This window comes from Cellulomonas sp. P4_H12 (assembly GCF_056400905.1).
Genome location: NZ_JBFUKJ010000166.1, coordinates 1 through 507, shown reverse-complemented (window position 1 = coordinate 507; position 507 = coordinate 1). Strand labels below are relative to the sequence as shown.

The following is a 507-nucleotide window of genomic DNA, read 5'->3' as shown; positions in this document are numbered from 1 at the left end:
ATCGGCTACTCCTCGACGGCCGTTGTCGGAAGTGCTCTTCCGGGAACACTCGATTCCGGACGACGACCACCCGAAGCCGAGGTGAGACAGATGGCATCCGACAATCTCAGCTTCCTCGACGCGGGCTTCCTCGAGACGGAGGATTCCGATCGACACGCCAGCCTCAACATCGGGGCACTCTCGATCGTCGAAGGCCCGGCCCCCGACCAGGACGAGTTCCGCGAGGCCGTCGCCGTCCGTCTGCTGGCTCTTCCGCACGCGAAGCAGAAACTGCACACCGCCCCCTTGGACGTGGACGCACCCTCGTGGGCGGATGACCCGAGCTTCGACCTCGACCGGCATCTGCGACGCGTCGCGCTCCCCGAGCCCGGAGGGGACGACGAACTGTTCGGCTTCGTAGGACGGGTGATGGCACACCGACTGGACCGCGACCATCCGCTATGGGAGTGCTGGGTTGTCGAGGGCCTCGCCGACGGCAGGTGGGCGATCCTCGCCAAGCTGCACCAC

General features: G+C 66.5%; 1 protein-coding gene. It reads left to right on the top strand.

The window, feature by feature from the left end; translation table 11 throughout:
• Nucleotides 1-90: 90 nt before the first annotated feature.
• On the top strand, nt 91-507 hold a 417-nt coding region (locus AC1DQC_RS20340; protein ID WP_477053029.1), incomplete at its 3' end, for a wax ester/triacylglycerol synthase domain-containing protein.